Origin of the sequence: Prevotellamassilia timonensis (assembly GCF_021531665.1) — a bacterium.
Lineage (GTDB): Bacteria > Bacteroidota > Bacteroidia > Bacteroidales > Bacteroidaceae > Alloprevotella.
Genome location: NZ_JADYUH010000001.1, coordinates 51916 through 74737, shown reverse-complemented (window position 1 = coordinate 74737; position 22822 = coordinate 51916). Strand labels below are relative to the sequence as shown.

Sequence of the window (22822 nt, the reverse complement as noted above, 5' to 3'; positions counted from 1 at the left end):
AGCTTCCTTTGAACCCTAAAAAAAGGGGTGGGGAAGAGGTTTACCTTTGAAAAAAGGGATACAAACGTATCCCAACCTTGTTAACCTTAAATCTAATACTATGAAAAACACGGTGCAAAAGTATCGGACTCCCAGGCTTTCACCAAAAGAGAAAGAAAAAAACAGAAGAAACTAAACATCTTTTAACCCGTAACCCATCAATTTGTGGGGTTCACTTTTACAAATCGCGCACTTAACAACTTCTTAACAGCCTCAGTTTGTAAAAATCTCCTTAATACTTCTTCAACGTTTTTCAACATGAAAAGAGCGCTCTCCTGTCTGCTACGCCCCTTCCGCTGGCTCAAAAGATTTCGACACCGATGCGGCTACGGCATTCACTCGCCCTTTGCCTTTCAGTTCGTGACAGGGGTCATCTACGAAAAGGGAGAATACTATGCCTACGACGCGCTGGAAAAACTCTACCGACAAGAATCCAGCCACAAATTCAGACTCAAAGACTACAAACTGCTCTTCAGACTCGCAAACTTCGCACACGCCAAAACCGCATACGAAGCACTCGGCGAAGAAAACACAGCACGAACCGCACTGAAAATGGGGTCCAAATCCTCTGTCTTCCTCGAAAAACCGGGACCTGCCACCCTGATTTGCCTCGGAACAAACTTCCCACCGGAAAAATGGAGCGAAATGATGGACTTGCTCCAACCCAAAGGCTTGCTCATCGTCGCACACATCGCCGCATCAAAACAACGAAGCCGCGCATGGAAAAAACTGCTCGCCCACGAAAAAGCACAAGTCTCTTTCGACCTCGCAGACTTCGGACTGATTTTCTTCCGACCTGACCTGCAACGAGAACACCGTACCATAAACTATTTCTGACGCCCGACAACCACGGCTTTTCAGCCACCCGGACCCTCCCACAAATCTTCTCAAACATCCCCTCAGCCACACAAACCTTATGATATACACACGCACAGGTGACCACGGCACCACAGATCTTGCAAACGGAGAACGATGCGCAAAAACGGACGACAGAATGGAAGCCGTCGGAGCACTTGACGAACTGAACGCTCATCTCGGACTGCTCCTCTGCCAACTCTCACCCGAAATCTCAGACAAACTGAAAACTGAAACGGCACTCATCCTTCGCACCCAGCGCATCCTCTTCGCCATCGGCGCACAAGCCGTGGCGGCTCCCAATTCCGCAAACCAGCCCACCGATGAAGACATCAAAGCCTTGGAGAAAACCATGGATGCCATGGTGAAAGACCATGAGCTTCGTTTTGACGGCTTCCGAATTCCCGGCGGATGCACTGCCGCCGCGGAAACCCACGTGGCACGCTGCATCTGCCGACGCGCTGAGCGTGCAACGTGGCGGCTCGGCGAAGAAGCCATTCCGGCTTGTTCCCTCATCTTTCTCAACCGTCTTTCCGACTTTCTCTACCTCCTTTCGCGGAAAATCAACGCACTCGCGGGGACAGAAGAAAAGAAAGTGTGAAAACACTAAGCTTTTTCTCTGAAAAGTCTTATTTTTGCGCCCACATTTGAGATAGCAAAACAAAATCACTAACTAAATAATTTAGACAATCATGTACTGGACATTGGAATTAGCTTCAAAGTTGGAAGATGCGCCCTGGCCTGCATCAAAAGATGAATTGATTGACTACGCCATGCGTTCGGGTGCACCGATGGAAGTGGTCGAAAACCTGCAAGAACTTGAAGACGAGGGCGAAATCTACGAAACCATCGAAGACGTTTGGCCCGACTATCCAACAAAAGAAGACTTCCTCTTCAACGAGGACGAATATTGAAAAGAATCGCAACAAGATTCACGAAAACAGTCTGCGGAACGAACCAACGCGCTCGTTCCGCAGACTTTGTCTTGCGATGGCTTGCGAAGAGGGATTCTTGGATAATGTGTCACACTGTGAAACTGTTAGAAAAAAACTTCGTACTTTTGCCCGTGCTCGCCAAAGCGGCAACCGCCACGGAATGAATACCAAAGGACATTCCATCCGCTCCTTCCTCGCCAATGCCGCAGCACCCACACCACCCAAGCCACTCTTTCCTCATCCTGCGAGCCTCGCAAACTGAACAAACATTTCATGCGCTCACTCCACACACTTCGACTTCTGACCCTGCTGTCGGTTCTTGTCGCCGCCCTCACCGTTCGGGCACAACAAGACCCGGCATTTGCTCACTATTGGCAACTGGAACCCACACTTAACCCGGCAGCAACCGGACGCACACCACAACTGAACATCGTGGGAGCCATTCAAACCCACGCGGCAGGCTACGAGGACGCAGGCTCTTCAATGATTGCCGAAGCGGACATCGCGTTGCAACTGGGAAAAACACGCCACGGCGTGGGCGCCAGTTTCATGAACGACGAGTTCGGTCTGTTCTCACACAAAAGGTTTTCGCTCATGTATGCCTTTCACTTCAAACTCTTCGGTGGAAACATGAGCATCGGAGCCTCGGCGGACATGCTGAACGAAAGCGTGAACGGTTCAAAGGCGGATTTGGGCGACGCCAACGACCCGGCTTTCCCAACCACAGACCTCAGCGGTTCAAAATTCGATGCCTCCGCCGGAATATGGTTCACACATAAGAAATGGTACGCGGGATTAGCAGCGCAACACCTCACCGCGCCCACGGTTTTGCTGGGCGAAACCAACGAAATGAAGGTAGAACGCACATATAATTTTATTTGTGGATACAATATTACGCCCAAAAGGTCGTTTTTTACATTAGCACCTTCTGCCATCTTGCGCTACGACGGCACGGAGTTCCGCGCAGACGTGACGGCGCGGCTGATTTATGAAAACGAACGCAAACGCCTCTACGGCGGCGTGACCTACAGCCCGCAACACTCTGTCACCGGCTTTGTCGGAGGAACCTTCCACGGCGTGGACCTCAGTTATTCCTACGAAGCCAACACCGAAGGCATCGGATTCGGCGCGGGGCAGCACGAAATCACGCTCGCCTATCGCCTCGACCTCAACTTTAGCAAACGAGGCAAAAACCTGCACCGAAGCGTACGATTCCTCTGACAAAAACAATCTTCGATCATAGACCATAGACTATAGACCATTGACCATTGACCATTGACCATTGACCATTGACCATTGACTATAGACTCTTGACCATTGACTATAGACCATTGACTATAGACCATTGACCATAGACCGTAGACCATAGACTATAGACCATCGACTCTTGACCTTAGACTTTTGACTCTATCAACAGCACAATGAAATACACGATTCCTTTCATCCTCTTCACAGCCACGCTCTGCGGACTGCTCGTTTCCTGCTTCGGAAACAGCAGAGCCATGCAAAACGGAGGCGAAGTCACCGGCCAAAAAGGAATGGCCTTCAACGAACCCGCGCCCTTCGGAATGATTGAAGTCAAACGCGGATACCTCAAAACCGGACTTGAACAGAACGATTCGCTCTGGGGAACCGTCACGCCCTCAAAAGACATCTCCGTCGATGGATTTTGGATGGACCAAACCGAAGTGACCAACTCCATGTACAGACAGTTCGTCGAGTGGGTTAGAGACTCCATTATCCGCGAACGACTCGCCGACCCGCAATATGGCGGCGACGAGACCTTCAAAATCGAAGAGGACAGAAACGGAGACCCGGTCAAGCCCTATCTCAACTGGGCAAAACCCATTCCTTGGAAAAAGCCGACCGAGGAACAGGAAAGAGCCATCCAAAGCGTCTATTACACTCATCCCATCGACGGAACCGTCATGCTGGATGCCAAACAACTCATCTATCGCTACGAAATCTTTGACTATGAAAAAGCGGCGCTGAGAAAATATCGTCTCGACCCCAAAGAACGCTCGCTCAACACCGACGCGCCGGCAGACCCCGATGAGGTCATCATGATTTCCAAAGACACAGCCTACGTCAATGACAACGGAGAAATCATCCGTCAAACCATTGAACGACCGCTCTCCAGCCTCTACGACTTCCTCAACACCTACATCGTCAACGTCTATCCCGACACAACCTGCTGGGTGAACGACTTCCCCAACGCGCAGCAGGAGCAGTACATGAAACTCTACTTCTCTTCGCCGAACTACAACGACTACCCCGTCGTCGGCGTCACCTGGGAACAAGCAGAGGCTTTCTGCGCTTGGCGAACGAACTATCTGCTCCGAGGACTCGGCCCGCAGGCACGCTACATCCAACGCTACCGTCTCCCGACTGAAATCGAGTGGGAATATGCCGCACGAGGAAAGGAAGGAAATCCCTATCCCTGGCAAGGCGATGAGGCAAAATCGAAAGACGGCTGCTTCTTCGCAAACTTCAAACCCGACCGAGGGAACTACACCGAAGACGGCAACCTCATCACATCCCGAGTGGGAATCTACGGTGCCAACTCCAACGGACTCTTTGACATGGCGGGCAACGTTGCCGAGTGGACCAGCACGGTCTATACGGAAGCCGGCGTCAACGCCATGGCAGACCTCAACCCGCAACTTGTCTATAATGCCGCCAAAGAAGACCCCTACGTCCTCAAACGCAAAAGCGTGCGCGGCGGCTCTTGGAAAGACCCGATGTCACTCATCAAATCGGCGTGGAGAAGTTGGGAATATCAAAACCAGCCGCGCTCCTATGTCGGGTTCCGCTGCGTCCGCTCCAAGGCATCCACCACAAGTGCTGTCTCTTCCGGAAAAAAGAAAAAATGAGACCACATGAAGTCGGAGCAAAGGGAAACACAGATTCCACGCTCCCTTCCAAAACCCAAACGAAACAAAAACACAGCTACGAAAGATGGCAAGAAAAATAAACATCATCATCCGCCTGCAACACTGGATGGACAGCGTGCCGGGACAGACCTTCTTGAACTATGCCTACTCTTGGGGCGCCTCCATCGTTATCCTCGGTGCGCTCTTCAAACTGACCCACCTGCCGGGCGGCAACATCATGCTCTTCATCGGCATGGGAACGGAAGTCGTGGTGTTCTTCCTCTCTGCATTTGACCGTCCCTTCGACAAATCCGAAATCGGAAAAGAACTGCCGCACGACTATGAAACCGATGAGGAAATCGAAGCACGCCTGCGACTCGAAGACGGCGAAGATTTTCCTGAAAACGAAGAAGAACTTCCCGAAAACGAAAACGCTCCGATGCCTCACGTCGCAGCCGTCGGTGGCGGCACTGTCATCGGTGGCGGCGAACCCTTTGTCGGAGGAAATGCGGGCGGAGCCGGCGGTTCTGTCATCATCATGGGCGGCGCGCCTGCCCCGCAGTCCGGCGAAGCAGCCGCAACCGAAGCACCTGCCGCAACCGTGGCTCCCGACCCCGTGGAAGCAGCCCGCCAAGCCATCGCCCTCAACACACCCGAAGGAGCAGAACCCTTCGAAAACGAAGCACAGCGTCTGGCTGCCATCATACGCGCCGCCAACGACGAACTCCTGCGCCGCGCACAAGCCGCCCTCTCGCCCGAGATGGAAGCAGCCACACAAGAATACATTGAGAAACTGCGCACCCTCGCCGACACCTTCCAAAAGGTGGACCAGCAGAGCGCGAAACTCACACGCGACAGCGAGGAAATGGAAAACCTCAACCGAACACTCACTGCCATCAACAAAACCTACGACCTCCACTTCAAAAGCATCAGCCAGCAAGTGGGAACCATCGAACAAATCAACGAGCAGACACGACGCCTCGCCCTGCAAATCGAAGAACTCAACGGTGTCTATGGCCGCATGATTCAGGCACTCACCGTGAACATGAACCGACAAGCACCGCAGCAAGGCTTCCAAACGCCGCAGCAGTTCTGAGCCTCAAGTCTCAAACCATTAGTTCCCTCTCCCTTTTAGACCTCTTAGACCCTTTTTCATCATGTCCACCATCAAGAAAAGACCCGTCTCGCCACGTCAGAAAATGATCAACCTCATGTACATCGTGTTGTTGGCCATGCTGGCGCTGAATGTGTCAAGCGACGTGCTGAAGGGTTTTCAACTCGTGGGAGACAGTCTCCGCCTCACCACGGGAAACTCCATGAAAGAAAACGAGGAACTTTACAAAGACTTCCGAACGCAACTCAAGGCGAACCACAACAAGGTTGCACCGTGGTATGAAAAAGCCATGCAGGTGAAACAAATGAGTGACTCGCTCTACAATCTCGCCGAAGACCTCCGCCAAGCCATCGCACGAGAAACCGACGGTCCCGACGGCGACCCCGACAACCTCCAAAACAAGGAAGACCTCAACGCCGCGGAGAAAATCATGCTCGCACCGCGCAAAGGACAAGGCGAAAACCTCTTCAACGCCATCAACTCCTTCCGCAACCGCATTCTCAGTTTCGTCTCCGACCCGCGCCGACAAGCCATCATCGCCTCCAACCTCAACACCGACGTGCCGCCGGGAGAGGACAATCTGGGCAAGAACTGGCAGCAGTACATGTTCGAGCAAATGCCCTCCATCGCTGCCTGCACCATGCTCTCCAAACTCCAGAGCGACGTGAGGAAAGCGGAGAACGAGGTGGTTCACAGCCTCCTTTCCAACATTGACATGAAAGACATCCGCGTCAACGAGCTCAACGCCTACGTCAGCGCGGAAGCCACCACGCTCTATCCCGGAGAAACCTTCCGCTCCCACATCTTCATGGCAGCGGTAGATACGACCCAACGACCCGAAATCTACGTCAACGGACGCCGCATCGCAGCCGACGGCAACTACAACTTCACCGTCAACACGCCCGGACAGTATTCTTTCTCCGGCTACATCCTCATGCCGAACGCCGCCGGCGACATCATCCGCCGCGACTTCACGCAGAAGTACAATGTCATCGCCCCGCCCGCCGGAGCCACCGTGGCAGCCGACCTCATGAACGTGCTCTACGCCGGCTTTGACAACCCCATCTCCGTCAGTGCCTCGGGCATTCCCAACAACCAAATCACCCTTGCCATGACGGGAGGAACCCTCACCAAGACGGGCACGGGGAAATATTCGGCACGCCCCACGCAAGTCGGCTCCACCGTCACCTTCACCGTCACGGGACAAGTCAAAGGCACCGCCCGCCAAATGGGCGTCTTTACCTTCCAGGTGCGCAAACTCCCCGACCCGACAGCCTTCATCCAAGTCGGAACGGACCGCTTCAAGGGAGGAAAACTCGCCAAAGGAACGCTCCTCGGTGCACAAGGACTCGGCGCAGCCATTGACGACGGACTCCTCAACATTCCCTTCAAAGTCCTCAGTTTTGAAACCGTCTTCGCAGACCGCATGGGCAACTTCCGCCCCGAGCCCTCTTCAGGACCCAACTTCACCGAAAACCAACGTAACCTCATGCGAGAATTGCGAAGAGGACAACGTTTCTATATTTCACGCGTCAAAGCCATCGGACCGGACGGCATCACAAGAACGCTCAACGGTTCGCTTGAAATCATCGTAAACTGACCCGCAATGAACATAATCCGCCTTGCTCTGCTCACTCTGAGCCTTGCCTGCGCCACCGCAGCAGTGGCACAGCCGCCCAAACGACGTGCCGAACAACAACAAAAACGACAGGCACAAGCCAACGCGCCACAAGGAACCGCCTACAGACAGTTCCCCACCGCACAGGCGATGCCGGAAGACGCCGCCTGGAGAAGAGACCTCTATCGAAAACTTGACCTCACCAAAGACGCTAACGCCGTCCTCTACTATCCCGTGACACCTCAAGACGGAAAGGAGAATCTCTTCACCTATCTCTTCAAACTCGTGCTGCGAGGACAGGTCAAAGCCTACGACTACAAACTCGACGGAAACGAGAAATTCACCGCCGACAACGTCGTCAAGGCAAAGGAAATCATGGACCGCTATCACATCTTCTACGAGTCAAAGGACGAGAGAGTCAGGGTGAACGATGCAGACCTGCCCTCCGATGAAGTCAAGGCGTTCTTCATCAAGGAAAGCACCTACTTTGACCAACACACCGCCACCTTCCGCACACAAGTCTCGGCACTCTGCCCCGTCCTCATGAGAGGCGATGCAGACTTCGGCGGAGAATTGGCACAGTATCCCATGTTCTGGGTGAAAATGTCTGACGTAGCGCCCTATCTCGGCAAACTCATGCTCATGGGAAGTTCACTCAACAACGCTGCCATGCTCTCGGCTGACGATTTCTTCACGACCCATCGCTACGAAGGGGAAATCTATAAGACAGTGAACCTGCAGGACAAACTCATTGCGAACTACTGTCCCGACGAAACTGCCGTCAAGCAGGAACAGAAGAAAATCGAAAAAGAACTCACGGACCTCCAAGAACACGTCTGGGGAAGGGATTCTGCCTACTACGCTCGCTTGAAAGCCGATTCCCTCGCCGCGGCTGAGGCTGACTCCATCGCTGCCGCAGGAAAGGCAGCCAGAACGGCACGCCGAAGCGCATCGCCTTCGCGACGCACCACCTCCGCTCGCACCACCCGCGTCAAGTCCTCCTCTTCTTCCTCCGGAACTTCCAAAGCACCGAAGCAGTCCAAAACGAAGAGCACCAAAACCAAAGCCACCAAGCCTAAGAGCGGCTCCGGAAGCGGACTCAGCGTGCGCAGACAAAGACACTGAACAAACAAACGAACAAACGAGGGAACGTCTCAGCCGACCAACGCTGTAACGTTCCCTCTTCTTATATAGGGGTGTGTCAAAACACATTTTGGATACACCCCCGAAGGTGCGTCAGAATGGCTAAGATATGACACACCGCCTTAAGTATGTTTACGGGACAGTAACAGAAAAATTTGCGCTGAGAAGATATTTTTTTCCGATGATTCCCCTCTTTGTGTATAAAAGCAACCAAACCAAACGACATGCTACACATCGGAGAAGCCATCCAAGAACTCATGAAGAGACAGGGAAAAAACTCAACCTGGCTTGCGCAAGCCTTGTGCTGCGACCGCACGAACGTCTATAACATCTACCGACGCTCCAGCCTCGACACGCTCTTGCTGCGCCGCATTTCCAAAGTCCTCCACCACGACTTCTTCGCCGACCTCTCGGAAGATTTACAAAAAGAAAAGTGAAAGGACTCCACATCGCGCCCCCTTCTTCCGCCGTCGCTTTTCGTCTATAAAATGCCCCAAATAGCAGCGAAAACATATCTCGGAAGCATACAAAAGCCACAGAGAATGAGGAAAATGAAATAATTTATACAATTCCGCAAAAAGATGTACTTCGCAAGGAAGAAAGGGAAGCAATAAAGACGCTTTAACTCTTTTTCCTTAGGCTCCGTCACTTTTTCCTTAGGGTTCGTTACTTACCGCTCGACGAGCGGTAAACTTACCACTCGACGAACGGTAAACTTACCACTCGGCGAACGGTAAACTTACCACTCGACGAGCGGTAAGTAACAAATCGGCGGGAAGGAGTGACGAGACGGCGGGAAGGAATGACGAGGCGGCGGGAAGGAATGACGAGGCGGCGCACGGGAGTGACTTGATGCCGTAAAACTTTTAGCGAACGGCCACGTTTTTTCCTTAGGTTCCGTCACCCTTTCCTTAGGGTTCGTCACTTACCGTCCCACGGGCGGTAAACTTGCCGTCCCTCGGGCGGTAAACATGCCATCCCTCGGGCGGTAAGTAACGGGGCGGCGCGCAGGAGTGACGGGGCGGCGCGCAGGAGTGACGAAGCGACTTGTAGGAGTGACGAAGCGGCGGGAAGGAGTGACTTGATGCCGTAAAACTCTTAGCGGACAGCGATGTTTTTTCTAAGGCTACGTCACCCTTTCCTTAGTCACCGTCACTCTGTCAAGCCTATTCCCCTGCTTTTTCCTTAGGCTTCGTCACTTACCGCGGCGCGGCAGCAAACTTACCGCGGCGCGGCGGTAAACATGCCGCGGCACAGCGGTAAGTGACAAATCGGCGCGCAGAAGTGACGAGATGCGCACGCAGAGTGACGAAGCGGCGCGAAGGAGTGACGAAGCGGCGCGCGCCGCCATCTTCGCGGGCGTATAGCCCTCCAGGCTAATCTTTCCTTGCCTCCGGCTATGAAGCTGTGTCGTAATTAAGGTTTACACCGCCGCCTCTTACTTTTTTAGCCACTGAGAGTAGGACATTTCTGCTCAGGCGCACCCTTTTTGAAACATTAATGTTCATGAATTTGATTCATTAAAAAGCCAGTAATTTGTTTTGGAACACGAAACACGCGAAATGTTCAGAAATTAATGAGACATTTAATGAGACAATTAATGGGCATTAATGGAGAAACATTTCTTGTTAGCAGCGCACCCTTTTTGAAACATTAATGTTCATGAATTATTCACGAATTGACCATGAATTGATTGTTTGAACAAGGGTTGAACAAGGGTTGAACAAGGATTGAACAAGGGTTGTTCAGAAATTGTTCAGAAATTAATGAGACAACTAATGGGCATTAATGGAGAAACATTTCTTGCCAGGAGCGCACCCAGTTAAAATTAGGTGCGCCGAATAGGCAAAATTTTTCTCAGCGACGCAGGTTCCCTCGAAGAGCAAAAATGTAGGATGAAAACCGCGTTTTTGCATATTTCCGCCCAATCCTACATTTATATTTTTTGCTTTCCCACAATCCTACACACTCCGCCGCGCAACCCTACACGATGAAGGGTTTTGTGTAGAGTTTACAGACCAAACCCTACACACCTAACCCCTATGATTATCAGGCATTAAACCCGAACTGTGTAGGGTTTGAAGGAAATGCATGTACCCTTGAAAAACGTATAGGTTTGAAAGGTGAATACGCGCGTCTCGCGCGCGGAGCCTATTTCATATTTTTTCCAGCGTTCCTTTTTAAGGGCATCATGGCACAAGTTTTGCTGTCAGCCCAACACGAAGCAGGCGGTGTGTCAAAATCTTTGTTTTGACACACCGCCTTCCAAGTAAAAAAAGACTGCTGAGGCAAGCAGTTTCAGAAATGCCATTTCACGTCGAAGCCAAAGTGACGCGGTTCGTTGCTCTGAGCAAAGCGGCGATTCATGTTCTGAAACTCGAAGGTGGAGTAGCGTTCGCCCGTCAGATTACGTCCCCAGGCGGAAAGAGTGATGTTGCCCGCCAGTTCGACACAGAGACGCACACCAAGAAGGGCACGGAAGGAGCGACCGTAGTTGTTCATTTCGTCCCATTTCACGCCGCCGTCGCCTTTCACCTCCACGCCGCCGCCGATGGCTTTCACGAAGTTTTTGTGCTCCGAATCGTCGGCGAGAGGCTGGCGGAAGTCAGCAGAAAAACTCATCGTGTGGAGCGGCACGAAAGGCACGCGTTTTCCGCGGAAACTGATGAACTGAGGGCTGGCGGGATCTTGGGAGTCATAGGCTGAATTAGCCACATAGTAACTTCTGAAGCGAGCGTTGGTGTAGCCGTAGTTGGCATTCAGATGAAGTCTGTCCTTCAAGAGCGAGGCTCGGATGCCGACTTCTCCTCCGCAACTGGCAGAACGTCCGGCATTGACGACGGTGCGTCCGAACTGGCTGCCCGCGAACTGTGCCAACTGTTGGTCGCGCGTCTTCATGTAGAAAGCGGCGAGGTCAAGCCACAGTTTGTTTTTCAACAGAGAGAGGTGAGTGCCGAACTCATAACTCCAAGTGTATTCGGGCTTATAATACAAGGTAGAGACATCCGGGTCGTTCGGAATCTTCAGCGCGCCGTCCATGGCAGCCAGGATTCCCTGCTTCCTGTCCTCAGGTATCGGCAGCGCGTTGATTTGCTCCATGCTGAACGCCTTGACGCCTTCCATCATGCTCTTCTGAAGGGCGACTTGCGCGTGGTCGGAATAGGCTTGAATGTTGAAACCTCCTGCGCGGCAGCCTTTGGAGACGGTGAAATAGACGTTTCCGAGATGGTTCGGCAGGCGGTAGCTGAGGCTTGCTTTGGGGAGCACCTGCCACGTGGAACGTTTCACCTCGCCATTCACCGTTGGTTCCGCCAGCAAGTCCTTTGCAAACGACATCTGCGGACCCATCGACATGGAGAAATGATAGGGCACGGCTTCCGCGGTTCCCGACGCCAAGTCCAGCCGGCGGTGGTCATAGTCCACACGGACGCCGAGTGTCAAGTCCACGTTTTGGAAGGGGAAATCGCTGACCGTCGATTCTCCGAAGAAGGCGGCATTAAAGGTGGGCGTGGACAAGTCCGCCACGAAGGGGAGTTCAGAGCCTTGCAGCGCCAGGGTCATGGGCGGATTGGAGGGAAGTACGCTCGCAAACATGCGATTCAGGAAATTGACACCGTCGGACCAGAAAGTCACGGGGCAGTTCGTGTCGAGGTGCTGATAAAGAAGGAATGCGCCCGCGGTCCATTTGCAGCGACTCAGAGGGTCACGGCTGCGCAACGCAATTTCTTCGGAGAGATTGTGCACTTTTTGCTTCTGCTCCAAGGTGAAGATGTCTTGCGCCGTGAAATCCTGGTCCATGAAAAGACGGTCGTCAATCATTTGCCACGCTGTGGTCGAGGTGAGAACAAAGTGGTTGAACGTGTGCTCCACTCCCAAGCCGGAGTTGAGCAGGTGACGTCGATAGGTGCTCGGGCGGTTCTGATAGATTCCAAAAAGAGGCGTCGAACCGGTTAAGCCGGCAGTGGGGTCTTCGATGAGAGAATAGGGGTTTGCATCCTCGTCGGTGTATTGGTAGGACGTTGTCCAGTCGAGTTTGACCACGTCGGTGGGTTGCCAAACCCAGCGGAGTTTTCCTCCGGCGGAGTTTTCTCCGTCTTGTTTCTTGCCCGTGGCGCGGTTGGTGAAGAAACCTTCCGCGCCTTCATAGAATCCTCCCACGCTGAGCCCCATCTTGTCGCGAGGATGGAGATAGGTTGTGAAGGCAACGCGCCGCCCTCCGGTACGGGTGGTGAAGCCGGCTTCCACGTCGGTGCCTTTGTGTTGAAGAGGGTTGGCGGTGAAGATGCGAATCACGCCGCCCATGGCGCCGCGTCCGTAGAGCGTTCCCTGCGGACCGCGCAAGACATCGACGCGATCGACGTCGGTGAAGCGGAAATCGTAGCCCGTCTTGTCCGTGTAGGGGACGTTATCGACATACATTCCAACGGCAGGCGTGTTGATGCGGGAACCGATGCCGCGGATATAGACCGCAGAGGTCAGCCGACTGCCATAGTCAGGCATGAAAAGGTTCGGCGCAAGACTCGACAAGTCTTTAGCAGCATTCACGCCCCTCAGTTCCAGGGAACGTGCGTCAAAGAGAGAGACGCTGACGGGTTGGCAGCGAAGCGCGCGGGTTTCCTTGGGCGAGGCGACCACCACGGCTTCTTCAATGTCAAAACTGGCGGTGTCTGTCGGCACTGAGGGCAGAAGAACGGAAAGGAGAGAGAGGAAAAGTGTCATATAAATAAATAAGGAGTGAGCGCATCGTTTCTGCGCAAATAAAAGAAATGCGCCTTCCGACCTCGGTTGCGGTCGAAAAGCGCTGCAAAGTTACGCTGAAGGGAGAAACGACACACTCCCCATTTATTGGGAGAAATAAACGATTTAGTAATATGAAAATAATAAGTTGCGTCAGATTTGAACTAGATTTTCGAGGTCAGATTTTCACCCGAAGAAGGAGCATAGCCGTAGCTATGTGACGGATGAGGGAGGAAATATGGACCGAAAAGATTTTCAAAGATGATGCAGGTTATTTTTTGAGGATTACTTACCTCATTCTATCCCCCCATTCAACATAAGTCCGCTCAAAGTCATAGTCCAGCGGAATGCAGATGGTGACCACCGTGCCGTGGAGAGGCAGTTGAAGGTTTTCAATGGTCAGTGTCGCCTGTTGGGAATTATATTCGTTCAAAATTTCGAGCGTGCGATACAAGAGTTTCAGTCCCATGCCCGTGTCATAGACGCTTTGGATGCTGTGTCCCGGGTCGAATCCCTGCCCGTTGTCTGAGATGCGCAGGCAGACCTTCTCGTCCACCTTCTTCACCTCCACTTCAATCCGGTTTTGCGGCGTCGGAGAGGGGAAGGCGTGCTTCAGTGCGTTTTCGACGGGAATCTGAATCGCCATGCCGGGAATCATGATGCCGCGGTCAAGCAGTTGCTCGTCGATGTGCCATGAGACCGTCGGATGGTTCTCGTGGGAGAGGTCATAGAGTGCGAGGAACTTCTTCACCAGGTCCACTTCGTCGTCCAGTTTCACCGCCGTCTGTTCCGAGTTGAGCAGGTTGCCGCGCAAGACGTCAAGCAGCAGTTCCATGGGCACGTCAATTTCCGGGAAGCTCTTCACCTTTGGCAGGAACGTGCCCAAGGCGTTGAAGACATAGTGCGGCGAGACGCGGTTTTTGACCAGGTTCATTCTCAGACCGTTGATTTTCTCCATCTGCTTTTTGAAACGTTCGCTGACGCGGCGTCGATAGATGAGCATCGCCAGCGTTGCCAGCAGTGCCAGGACAATGATGACGAGGAGCGAGAAGAGGATGATGTTTCGTTGCTGCACGTTTTTTGCTTTGTAGTCCGCCAGCATGATTCGTTGATGCAAGAGCGTCGTGTCACGTTGAAATCGCATGGTCATTTCTGCGACGCTGTTGTGTGTGGAAAAGGAGCGCAGCGAATCAGAGAACTTGGTGGCTTCGGTTTTGAAGAGCCACGCTTTGTCCCACAATCCATGTTCTGCTGCATAACTTTCCAAGCGCTGATAATGCAGGATTTTGTAGCGCAGCGAACCGACGCGGTCGGGCAGGCTGTCAAGGTTGATGGAGGAGGCAAGGGTGGTGTCGCCGCGTTCCAAAAGAGCGAGGTCCGCCATGAGGCTTTTGACATAGAAGCGCGAGTCGCTTTTCACCGTTGAAATCACCTTCGCCAGACTGTCGCATTTGTGCAGGCTACGCTTGGCTTCTTTCAAGTCGTTCATCATGAGATGAAGTTCGCCGAGGTTCGCCAGACAGGAGAAGCGGTCCAGGTCGCTGTTCATCTCGTCCGCCAGTTTGTAGGCTTGCCGGAAGCAGGAGGAGGACTCAGGATAGCGATGCTCGAAATAGAGACAGTTTCCCAGAGCGGTGAGATAGTAGAAGCGAGCGTAGATGTCCTCTGTCTCCACCTCCTCCCGCGCTTTTGCAAAGAAGCGGTGCGCCTCCTCAAAGTTTTGGAGTTCCATGTAGATTTGCGCCAGCCCGGTGTGGATGCCGGAGCGGTTGCGCGTGTCGTGCAATGAGTCGCAGAGGAAGAGCGCATAGCGAAGCCGACGTGCCGCGAGCGGAAGTTCGCCTGCCTGCAAGCAGAGGTCGGAAAGATTGAGGACTGTGGAAATCAACGTGCTTTGTTTTGGGTCACGGTCCAAAAGCTCAAAGGCACGCTCAAACTCGTAGCGCGCCGAATCGACACGCCCACCCAGCAGGTTATAGACGCCGAGATGGTTGTGCAGAACACCCGCCGTCACGTTGTAGCGTGGATTCTTCTCACACCACGCTGCCACCTTCTGATATTTCCTCATCGCGCCGAGCGTGTCTGAACGTCTCAGAAGGCAGGTGCCGCGAAAAATCTCCACACGATACCAAAACGAACTGTCTGTCAAGATCTGCTGCAAGGCGACAAACTGGGAGTCGGCACGCTCGGGCTGAGTGTAGATGAGATTGACGGAGTTGCCCAACTTCTTCTCAAAGTCGTGCTCCAAATCCACCCTGTCCTTCCGACCGCAGGAAACGGTCAGAACGAGCAGCAAGAGAAGAGGCAGCACACGAGTATGTCGTCGGACAACGGAAGAAAAACGTCTGAGAAGATACAACTGTCTATGGGGGTTCATGCTCTATAAATGCGTAATTTCCCGCGAAGTTAGGCAACTTTTTTAAAAGAGGACAAAGACTTGGGACACAAAACTTGATTCAACCCTCTTGGTATTCTAAAATTTATCGTCACTTAACCCCATTTTCCGACCGCTCGCGCCCGCTGTTTTGCAATTCATGTGCGAACGTGAAATTTTGACGACAATCGGTTCAAGAAAAACATATTACTTTTGCCCGTGAACAAACTCTGAAAAATGGAAAAAAGAAAAGGACTCATTGTTTTCATCGTCGATGACGAACTCACCGCACGGGAGACACTCGCCAACGACCTCAAACGCTTTGAAGCGGTGGGCGAGGTTCACACCTTCACCTCCTACGCGGAAGCCACCCTGCCCCTGCTGGACCTCCAACCCGACATCCTCTTCCTTGACGTGGAAGTGCCGGGACGCACCGGACCGGAGTTCCTCGACGCCATACGCCCAAGACTGAACTTCACGTTTAAAACAGTCTTCTACACCGCCTTCTCGCACTACATGCTGGATGCCATCCGACGCGCTGCCTACGATTTCCTGCTGAAACCCTACAAGGAAGAGGAACTGCAAACCGTCATGAACCGCATCATCAGCGACTGCCAAGAAAAACCGCGACAGTTCAACCCCATCAGCGACGAAATGCCACGGAAACTCGCACTGCAATCGGTGACCGAACTGCTCCTGTTGCGCATGGAACAGATTCTCATCTTCGTTTACAACGCTGACACCCGCTCCTGGCAACTGACACTCACCGACCAAACGGTGCATCTACTGAAAAAAGGCGTCAACGCGGAAAACCTCCTCGCACTACACCCTGCCTTGACCAGAATCAGCAACACCTGCATCATCAACATCAACTATCTCGCCGCCATCGAGAACTCCACACAGCGCTGCAGGCTCTGCCCGCCCTTTGACAAACTCGAGCTCACGGTCTCGCGACGCTACTTCAGCAAACTCAAAGAACAATTTGAACTGCTCTGAGCAGAGAACGCGAAACAAAACAGAATCAGACAATACTATATAACACGAGACAGACAAAAGAGTGAAAAAACGCATCGGGGCTGAACGACACCCCTCGGAGAACCTTGTCCCACTTTCCACGCTGTTCCATTTTTCAAGTTCCTTTTTCTACGCGTGGAAAAGACAAGGTTCTCTTTTTGTCTCTTCCGTGACAGTTCCGTGACACCGTCACTTTGACCCGCAGAACACACACTATTGATTTTTACTGATAACACACAGAACGCACTTTGGGCGCAACGACGGATTTCCATCGCTGCGCCCAAATTATTGCTTTCCGAGATTTTCTGTCTGATGAACGTAAGAGCTTTCCCTTTCGGAAGACTGTCAAACAGGTGTCAAATGGGTGTCGAGAGGTTGCAAAATCACCCCTGCATCTTGGTCTGGAACGCAAGTGCATACATTCGGATTTGCTTGACCATCGCCAACAGTCCGTTGGAGCGGGTGGGAGAAAGGTGGTCGCGCAGTCCGATGCGTTCAATGAAATAGAGGTCAGCGGCGTAAATCTCGTCGGGACGGTGGTCGTTCACCACCTGCAACACAAGGGCGACGAGTCCTTTCACGATGAGGGCATCGCTGTCGGCACGGAAGTGGAGCTTGCCATCCTTCTCTTCGCAGACAATCCAAACGCGACTTTGGCAACCGTCAATCAAGTTCTGCTCAGTCTTGTCAGCATCGGCAAGCGGCGCCTGCTCCTCGCCGAGGTCAATCAACATTTGATAGCGATCCATCCAATCGTCCAACGCGGTGAACTCTTCAATTATTTCGTCTTGGGTTTCGTTGATGGTCATGAGTTTGTGTGATGTGTAGTACGTATAAGTAACAAGTTAGATTCCAACTTTTTCAGAATCCTCAAAGATTACTGCTCTTCCGAGAGGAACTGGATGAGGCTTTGTCCGACGCCTTTCAGTGTGGTTTTGGAGATGCGTTCGGGCGTGTCGGAGACGGTGTGCCAAGTGGCGCCGAAGGTGTGTTCTCCCTCCACGAAGGGAATCACGTCAATCGTGGGAATGCCTGCCACTTCGTTCATCGGCACGTGGTCGTCCTGTGCCCAACCTCCCTCACGAGATTGGAAGAGGTCGGAATGTCCGCAACGGGAGGCAGCATCCCAAAGGCGCACCATGACGTCACGGGCATAGCGCATGGAAATGCCTTCGAAGCAGAAGCGGGCATCTTCGCCTCCCACCATGTCGAGCAGAATGCCGTAGCGGGCACGGTAACCGGCGACGTGGGGATTACGGCTCCAATATCTTGACCCCATGCACCAGTCACTGCCGTCCTCAGGTTCCAACGCCGCGTCCCAATAGGGCGTGCCATAGTCCTCAGCATCAAAGCAGATGAAGTCTATGCCCACAGCGGGGTTGAGTTGCGGCAACAGACGTGCCAACTCAAGCATCACACCCACGCCGGAAGCGCCATCATTGGCTGCCATGACGGGTTGGCGGTGTTTGGAGGAATCGGGGTCGGCATCCGCCCACGGGCGGCTCTCCCAGTGGGCGCAGATGATGACGCGCTCCGTTTGTTCGGGGAGATAGGAGGCAACGATGTTGCGCATTGCCAAGGTCTTTCCGTCCCACGCCTTCAGGTCTGCTTTTTGTTCGGTGACTTGAAGCCCGAGGCGTCGGAAGGCACTGACAATGTAGTCTCCGCAGCGTCGATGCGCTTCGCTGTTGGGCACTCTCGGTCCAAATTCGCACTGTTTCACGATGTGAGCGAAAGCGGAGTCGGCGTTGAACTTCACTTGCGACAGAGGAATGGTGTCGGATGCGGCAGCGTCGCCATCCGTCTTTTGTTGCCCCTTGCAGCTGCCCAAGAGAAGGGCGGGGAGGAGCAAGATGAGAGAGAAATAGGTTTTCAAAACGAGAAAGTTATGGAATGGTTTTCAGTTGTGAGATGTTCTGTAAAATATGGAATAAGGAGCGCACGAAAGAACGTACTTACGTTTTGACCGGCTTCTCAGACCTCCTTGGCATAATCCTGCGCCTTCTGCATGACGCGGAGGAAGTTGCCACCCCAGAGTTTTTCGAGTTGCGCCTCGGTGACGCCCGCTTGAAGAAGCAGACGCGTCAAGTTCATCATTTCTGCCGCCGAAGCCACGCCTTTCACTCCGCCATCGCCGTCGAAGTCAGAACCGATGCCGACGTGGTCCTCACCTGCCACCTCCATGGCGTGAAGAATGTGGCGCACAACGTCCTCCACCGTGGCTTCACCGTCTTTTCGGAGAAAACCGTGATAGAAGTTTATCTGCACGACGCCGCCTTTTTCAGCCAACGCTTTCAGCTGTTCGTCGGTGAGATTTCGCGGGTGGTCGCAGAGGGCGCGGCAGTTGGAGTGACTGCACACGACGGGCACTGCCGAGAGGTCAAGTGTGTCGTAGAAGGTCTGTTCGGAAGCATGACTCAGGTCAATGAGCAGTCCGACGCGGTTCATTTCTTTCACGACATGACTGCCGAAGTCGGAGAGCCCTTTGCCAAAGGTTTCATAGCCTTCGTCGTGGCGGGCAGACTCGCAGATTTGGTTATCGTTGTTGTGGCAGAGTGTCACATAGACGAGCCCCATCTTTCGATATTCCTCCAGTTTGGAAAGGTCTTCGCCGATGGCATAGCCGTTTTCGATGCCTCGCATGACCGACGTGACGCCACGGGCGAAATTGTTCCGCACTTCGGCGGGCGTGGCGGCGAGACTGACGGTGGGTTCAGCGTCCTTCACCCACGCTTCAATCTGCCCGAGGATGCGGCGGGTCTTTTCATCGACGGCTTCGTAAGCCTTCGCGTCAAAGCCTTTTTCCTGCTTGAGATATGCCACCATGATGGTGGCGTGCAGTCCGCCTTCTCTCATCTTGACAAAATCAACAAGGGCGACATCGGAGCGCACGTTGAGCGTCGGCTGGTCCAAGTTTGGGAAGACCATCGGCGTGTCACAGTGGCTGTCAAGCGTGACGCGGTGACGGTGGAACGCTTTTGCACGTTCAAAGAAGGAGGCGGCTTCGGTCAGTCGGCGAAAGAGGGGAAGCATGGAGCGGTCGCCTTCGGGCAGGAAGCATTCGGGATGCCACTGCACACCGACCACGAAACGGGAATCCCGACTTTCCATGGCTTCAATCACTCCATCCGAGGAGCGAGCGGTGACACGGAACAAACTGCCGGCTTCACCCACCGCCTGATGGTGGAAGGAATTGACGGCGAAGCGCACGCCGAAGAGGTTGCGAATCATTCCGGGTTCGGTGGTGACGAAGTGGGTGGCTGTGCCTTTGGGGGCTTGCTGACTGTGTTTGACGAGCAAGACGCCGGGATGGGCTGTGGCGATGTCCTGCTCGATGCGCCCGCCCAGCGCAGCGGCAAGCATCTGAATGCCACGGCAGATGCCGAGCATCGGGATGTGGCGGGCGTAGGCTTGACGGATGAGTTCCAATTCAAATTCGTCGCGAACGGAATTGATGTTTCCCAATGCGGGCACAGGGTCTTCGCCGACAAGCAAGGGGTTGAGGTCGGCGCCGCCGGAGAGAATGAGTCCGTCAATGTGGTCCAGCACGTCAAAGGCTTCGCCGAGTTGAGGACGATGGGGCGGAAGCAGGAGCGGCAGACCGCCCACCGCTTCGACGGAGGCGACATAGCCTGGCTGCAATTTGAATTGTCCGTCTTCAAAATTGGCTGTGATGCCGATGACGGGGCGGCGCTGCGGAGTCTGACGCGCCGAGGTTTCTTTTTCCGTGTTCATGTGGTCTTTCTTTTCGCCTGACGATTTAATTCAACCCTTTTTGGAAGAGCAGCCTTTTTCGTGACCGGGACCTTTCGGGAACCAGCCTTTTTTCACTCGCTTCCGCTGGTCGAACAGTTCAAGAATGCTCCAGAGAAAACAGAAGCCGGTGACACCGAGAAGAGCGGAGGGAATCACGCCGCTGACGAAGACGGCGCCGACGAGACAGCCGATGCCGAGCAGAAGAAAGAGCCACCATGGGCGCACGCCGAAATAGTATTCTGTCTTTATCACAATCGGATGAAACACGCCGATGATGAGAAAGGTTGAAAGTCCGATGAGAAGTCCGTTCCAGTTCATTTGTTTTTCTGAAGGTTCTGTGAGGGAGGGATAAACTTGAGGTGAGGCAACTTCGCGAGTCGCCTCACCTCAAGTTAGCTTCAGTCATCCAGAAACTCGGTGCAGACGGGCACCGTTCTGGTGATGCTTTGTTCTAAAGAAATGAGTGTTTCGGTGGAAATGACACCCGGGATTTGTTGGATGCGGTTGTTGAGCAAATCCATGAGATGCTCATTGTCGCGGCAGTAGAGCTTGATGAGCATGGTGTAGCTGCCGGTGGTGAAATGGCATTCCACGATTTCCGGAATGGTTTCGAGCTGCATGGACACGTCTTTATACATGGAGCCGCGCTCCAGTTTGATGCCGACGTAGGTGCAGGTGGAATATCCAATGCTTTTGGGGCAAACGGTGTAGCCCGAACCTGTGATGACACCTGCTTCAATGAGGCGTTGCACGCGCTGATGAATGGCGGCGCGAGAGACTCCGCAGACGGCTGCCACATCTTTAAAAGGAATACGAGCGTTGACTGAAATTATCTTCAGAATTTTCAAGTCAAGTTGATCGACTTTCTCCATTTGTTTTTCAAAGTATAAGGTTGAAGAGTTTAGAATGAATGGTGGTCTCCGGAGTCTGTGGCAACTTTCTGCCTTTCCAATGACGCTCCGGAGCAACAAGCCGAGCAAAAGTAGTGTTTTCTCTTGCAAGAATCATCAAAATGTCAGTTTTTTTGGAGAAAATCAGTGTTTTTTACCTCAAAAAGGGGAGGAAAACGCATTTCTGCTAACTATTTGTCCTCAAAAAGGGCTTTCTCTTGTTTTTCGAGACGGCAGCCTTTCACTCCTCCCGCAACTCTTCGGGCAAGGCAGCAGAGGGGTTCAATCCTTTCTTTTTCCATCCTTCGAGACGCGAGACGATGTTGCCGCGCCCCGTGTGAAGCTGTCGCTCGGCGTCTTCATAGGTTCGCTGGAGTTGCTGCAAGGAATGACCAATTTTGACGAAGTTGTTGGCGAAGGAGGTGAATTTGCGGTAGAGTTTGTCCGCCTCCTCATAGATTTCGTGGACCGAACGCTGTCTCATTTCGCTCTGCCAAAGATGGTAGGCGAGCTGAAGTGCCATGAGGAGATTCGTGGGGTTCACGGGGATGATGTGGCGGGCGTAGGCATCGGTGACGAAGGCGGGGTCGGCTTGCACGGCGGCGACGTAGGCACCTTCGACGGGCACAAACATGAGGACATAGCCGATGCTGCCGCCGATGACGCGGGCATAGTCTTTCTCGGACAGTTCCCGAACGTGCTGGCGCAGGCTCTTGACGTGTTCTTTCAAAAGTCTCCCGCGCTCTTCGTCGTTCTCGGCGGCGACACAGTCGGCGTAGGCTTTCAGCGAGACTTTGGAGTCAATCACGAGACGGCGGTCGTCGGGAAGATTGATGACCACGTCGGGAATCAGCGTGCCACCTTTTCCGTCGCTGACATGAAACTGAAGAGTGTAGTCTCTGCCCTGGGTCAGTCCGCTCGCCTCGAGGAGGTTGGCGAGGATGGCTTCGCCCCAGTTTCCCTGGAGTTTGGAGCTTCCTTTCAGCGCCTTGGCGAGATTCTCTGCTTCGCGTCCGAGGTTGTCGGTTCGGGCGGCAAGTTCCTTCATGTAGTGGTCGAGCGAGGTGTGGGAGACGACAAATTGCGTGCGAAAGGTGTCGATGTCCTTTGCCAAAGGTTTGAGAAGTGCCTCGAGTCCTGCGAGGTGCGTTTTGCGGAGCGCGTCACTCTCATTGCGCCAAGCGTCGGCGGAGAGGTTTTTGAATTCCGCCTTGAGGGCTTCGGTCTGCGCTTTGAGTGCCTCCGCTTGTGTTTTGAAACTTTCGGTTTGTGCTTTTTCAAAAGCCTCGAGCCGAATTTTTGCCTGCAAGGCGGCTTCGCGTGCCTCACTGAGGGCTGTTTCTCCGGCGCGGCGGGTAAGAATCATTCCCCAAAGATAGCCTGCGACGGCGGCAATGAAGGCGACGAAAAGAATGAGAAAAATTTGCATGAGGAAAAACGGATGAGGAAACAGAAGGTAGGAGATTGGGAACTT

19 protein-coding genes are annotated in these 22822 nt (G+C 53.3%); 10 read left to right on the top strand and 9 right to left on the bottom strand.

Going from position 1 to position 22822, the window contains the following annotated elements; genetic code table 11:
* The first annotated feature begins 297 nt into the window (after positions 1-297).
* From I6E40_RS00310 to I6E40_RS00270, 9 genes are all read left to right on the top strand, one after another.
* On the top strand, positions 298-876 hold the full coding sequence (locus tag I6E40_RS00310) for a hypothetical protein (protein WP_235384850.1): 579 nt from the start codon (positions 298-300) through the stop codon (positions 874-876).
* Between the two features lie 79 nt (positions 877-955).
* Positions 956-1495: a cob(I)yrinic acid a,c-diamide adenosyltransferase gene (locus I6E40_RS00305; protein ID WP_235384849.1), complete on the top strand. Its 540-nt coding sequence runs from the start codon at positions 956-958 to the stop codon at positions 1493-1495.
* Between the two features lie 91 nt (positions 1496-1586).
* Positions 1587-1808, top strand: a complete 222-nt coding sequence (locus tag I6E40_RS00300; RefSeq protein ID WP_235384848.1) for a DUF2795 domain-containing protein — start codon at positions 1587-1589, stop codon at positions 1806-1808.
* Between the two features lie 294 nt (positions 1809-2102).
* Complete coding sequence (locus I6E40_RS00295; protein ID WP_235384847.1) at positions 2103-3050, top strand: PorP/SprF family type IX secretion system membrane protein; 948 nt, start codon at positions 2103-2105, stop codon at positions 3048-3050.
* A gap of 200 nt (positions 3051-3250) precedes the next feature.
* The gene (locus I6E40_RS00290; RefSeq protein ID WP_317207384.1) at positions 3251-4702 is read left to right on the top strand and encodes an SUMF1/EgtB/PvdO family nonheme iron enzyme; all 1452 of its coding nucleotides are present in this window, start codon (positions 3251-3253) and stop codon (positions 4700-4702) included.
* Positions 4703-4787: 85 nt separating this feature from the next.
* Positions 4788-5798 (top strand): gliding motility protein GldL, encoded by a 1011-nt coding sequence (gene gldL, locus I6E40_RS00285; protein WP_235384846.1) that lies wholly within the window; start codon positions 4788-4790, stop codon positions 5796-5798.
* 61 nt (positions 5799-5859) lie between these two features.
* Positions 5860-7416: a gliding motility protein GldM gene (gene gldM / locus I6E40_RS00280; RefSeq protein WP_235384845.1), complete on the top strand. Its 1557-nt coding sequence runs from the start codon at positions 5860-5862 to the stop codon at positions 7414-7416.
* Between the two features lie 6 nt (positions 7417-7422).
* A complete protein-coding gene (gene gldN / locus I6E40_RS00275; RefSeq protein WP_235384844.1) occupies positions 7423-8559 on the top strand; it encodes a gliding motility protein GldN in 1137 nt (378 codons plus the stop codon).
* Positions 8560-8801: 242 nt separating this feature from the next.
* On the top strand, positions 8802-9014 hold the full coding sequence (locus I6E40_RS00270) for an XRE family transcriptional regulator (RefSeq protein ID WP_235384843.1): 213 nt from the start codon (positions 8802-8804) through the stop codon (positions 9012-9014).
* A gap of 256 nt (positions 9015-9270) precedes the next feature.
* Here I6E40_RS00270 and I6E40_RS00265 read toward each other — a convergent pair whose 3' ends face one another.
* From I6E40_RS00265 to I6E40_RS00255, 3 genes are all read right to left on the bottom strand, one after another.
* Positions 9271-9417 (bottom strand): hypothetical protein, encoded by a 147-nt coding sequence (locus I6E40_RS00265; protein WP_235384842.1) that lies wholly within the window; start codon positions 9415-9417, stop codon positions 9271-9273.
* A gap of 1458 nt (positions 9418-10875) precedes the next feature.
* A complete protein-coding gene (locus tag I6E40_RS00260) occupies positions 10876-13296 on the bottom strand; it encodes a TonB-dependent receptor (protein WP_235384841.1) in 2421 nt (806 codons plus the stop codon).
* A 307-nt stretch (positions 13297-13603) separates the two neighbouring features.
* Positions 13604-15625: a histidine kinase gene (locus I6E40_RS00255; RefSeq protein ID WP_235384840.1), complete on the bottom strand. Its 2022-nt coding sequence runs from the start codon at positions 15623-15625 to the stop codon at positions 13604-13606.
* A gap of 300 nt (positions 15626-15925) precedes the next feature.
* On the opposite strand from I6E40_RS00255, the gene I6E40_RS00250 reads away from it, so the two are divergent.
* On the top strand, positions 15926-16684 hold the full coding sequence (locus I6E40_RS00250; protein ID WP_235384839.1) for a LytR/AlgR family response regulator transcription factor: 759 nt from the start codon (positions 15926-15928) through the stop codon (positions 16682-16684).
* A gap of 401 nt (positions 16685-17085) precedes the next feature.
* Here the strand turns inward: I6E40_RS00250 and I6E40_RS00245 are convergent, their stop codons facing one another.
* The 6 genes from I6E40_RS00245 to rmuC all read right to left on the bottom strand — a co-directional run bounded on the left by I6E40_RS00245 (position 17086) and on the right by rmuC (position 22777).
* On the bottom strand, positions 17086-17511 hold the full coding sequence (locus I6E40_RS00245) for a SufE family protein (RefSeq protein WP_235384838.1): 426 nt from the start codon (positions 17509-17511) through the stop codon (positions 17086-17088).
* A gap of 68 nt (positions 17512-17579) precedes the next feature.
* Positions 17580-18578 carry a M28 family peptidase gene (locus I6E40_RS00240; RefSeq protein ID WP_235384837.1) on the bottom strand — a complete coding sequence of 333 codons (999 nt, stop codon included), beginning with the start codon at positions 18576-18578 and terminating at the stop codon, positions 17580-17582.
* Positions 18579-18676: 98 nt separating this feature from the next.
* Complete coding sequence (locus I6E40_RS00235) at positions 18677-20437, bottom strand: membrane dipeptidase (RefSeq protein ID WP_235384836.1); 1761 nt, start codon at positions 20435-20437, stop codon at positions 18677-18679.
* A 30-nt stretch (positions 20438-20467) separates the two neighbouring features.
* Positions 20468-20776, bottom strand: coding sequence for a DUF4491 family protein (locus I6E40_RS00230; RefSeq protein ID WP_235384835.1), 309 nt, complete (start codon positions 20774-20776; stop codon positions 20468-20470).
* 80 nt (positions 20777-20856) lie between these two features.
* Positions 20857-21330, bottom strand: a complete 474-nt coding sequence (locus I6E40_RS00225; RefSeq protein WP_235384834.1) for an Lrp/AsnC family transcriptional regulator — start codon at positions 21328-21330, stop codon at positions 20857-20859.
* Between the two features lie 259 nt (positions 21331-21589).
* Entirely contained in the window at positions 21590-22777 is a 1188-nt protein-coding gene (gene rmuC / locus I6E40_RS00220; RefSeq protein WP_235384833.1) for a DNA recombination protein RmuC, read from the bottom strand.
* Between the last annotated feature and the right edge of the window lie 45 nt (positions 22778-22822).

Coding starts and splice junctions, on each gene's coding strand:
- I6E40_RS00260 (WP_235384841.1), bottom strand. CDS start 13,296: ATGACACTTTTCCTCTCTCTCCTTTCCGTTCTTCTGCCCTCAGTGCCG.
- I6E40_RS00245 (WP_235384838.1), bottom strand. CDS start 17,511: ATGACCATCAACGAAACCCAAGACGAAATAATTGAAGAGTTCACCGCG.
- I6E40_RS00225 (WP_235384834.1), bottom strand. CDS start 21,330: ATGGAGAAAGTCGATCAACTTGACTTGAAAATTCTGAAGATAATTTCA.
- gldM (WP_235384845.1), top strand. CDS start 5,860: ATGTCCACCATCAAGAAAAGACCCGTCTCGCCACGTCAGAAAATGATC.
- I6E40_RS00290 (WP_317207384.1), top strand. CDS start 3,251: ATGAAATACACGATTCCTTTCATCCTCTTCACAGCCACGCTCTGCGGA.
- I6E40_RS00235 (WP_235384836.1), bottom strand. CDS start 20,437: ATGAACACGGAAAAAGAAACCTCGGCGCGTCAGACTCCGCAGCGCCGC.
- rmuC (WP_235384833.1), bottom strand. CDS start 22,777: ATGCAAATTTTTCTCATTCTTTTCGTCGCCTTCATTGCCGCCGTCGCA.
- I6E40_RS00300 (WP_235384848.1), top strand. CDS start 1,587: ATGTACTGGACATTGGAATTAGCTTCAAAGTTGGAAGATGCGCCCTGG.
- I6E40_RS00305 (WP_235384849.1), top strand. CDS start 956: ATGATATACACACGCACAGGTGACCACGGCACCACAGATCTTGCAAAC.
- I6E40_RS00295 (WP_235384847.1), top strand. CDS start 2,103: ATGCGCTCACTCCACACACTTCGACTTCTGACCCTGCTGTCGGTTCTT.
- gldL (WP_235384846.1), top strand. CDS start 4,788: ATGGCAAGAAAAATAAACATCATCATCCGCCTGCAACACTGGATGGAC.
- I6E40_RS00250 (WP_235384839.1), top strand. CDS start 15,926: ATGGAAAAAAGAAAAGGACTCATTGTTTTCATCGTCGATGACGAACTC.
- I6E40_RS00270 (WP_235384843.1), top strand. CDS start 8,802: ATGCTACACATCGGAGAAGCCATCCAAGAACTCATGAAGAGACAGGGA.
- I6E40_RS00230 (WP_235384835.1), bottom strand. CDS start 20,776: ATGAACTGGAACGGACTTCTCATCGGACTTTCAACCTTTCTCATCATC.
- I6E40_RS00310 (WP_235384850.1), top strand. CDS start 298: ATGAAAAGAGCGCTCTCCTGTCTGCTACGCCCCTTCCGCTGGCTCAAA.
- gldN (WP_235384844.1), top strand. CDS start 7,423: ATGAACATAATCCGCCTTGCTCTGCTCACTCTGAGCCTTGCCTGCGCC.